At 72.4% G+C, this 515-nt stretch carries 1 protein-coding gene; it reads right to left on the bottom strand.

All coding sequences use genetic code 11. The annotated features are described in order from the left end of the window. Positions 1-515: calcium-binding protein (locus tag ACTOWL_RS38050; protein ID WP_441326496.1), on the bottom strand; the 515-nt coding region annotated here is incomplete at both ends.

The raw sequence follows: 515 nt of genomic DNA, 5'->3' as shown, positions 1-515 counted from the left end.
GAAGCTGAAGGCCTGGTCGCCGGCGGCGCCGGCGTTGGCGTCGATCGCCGCCAGGTCGATCCGATCCCCCTGGGCATGGCTGAAATCGGTGATCCGGTCGGCATTGGCCCCGACCGCGCTGTGCGCCGTGGCGGAGAAGACGAAGCGGTCGGCGCCGCCCAGCCCGGTCATGGTGTCCTTGCCGGTCCCGCCGTCCAGGACGTTCGACGAGCCGTTGCCGGTGATGGTGTCGGCGCCGGTCGAGCCGGTGACGTTCTCGATGCCGGCGAACGTGTCGCCCTGGGCGTCGCCGCCGGTGCCGGTCCCGCTGGTCAGGTTGACCGTCACGCCCACGCCGCTGCCGGCGTAGGAGGCGGTGTCGGTGCCGACACTGCCGTCGAGCGCGTCCGCGCCGGCACCACCGATGAGGATGTCGTTGCCGCCATACCCGGCCAGCGCGTTGGCGCCGGCGTTGCCGGTCAGGGTGTCGGCGAGCTGGCTGCCGTTGACGTTCTCGACGCCGGTCAGGGTGTCGC

It is taken from the genome of Inquilinus sp. CA228 (assembly GCF_052078665.1).
In the GTDB taxonomy this organism is placed as follows: Bacteria; Pseudomonadota; Alphaproteobacteria; order DSM-16000; family Inquilinaceae; genus Inquilinus.
This window is presented reverse-complemented; position numbering and strand designations above follow the sequence as displayed.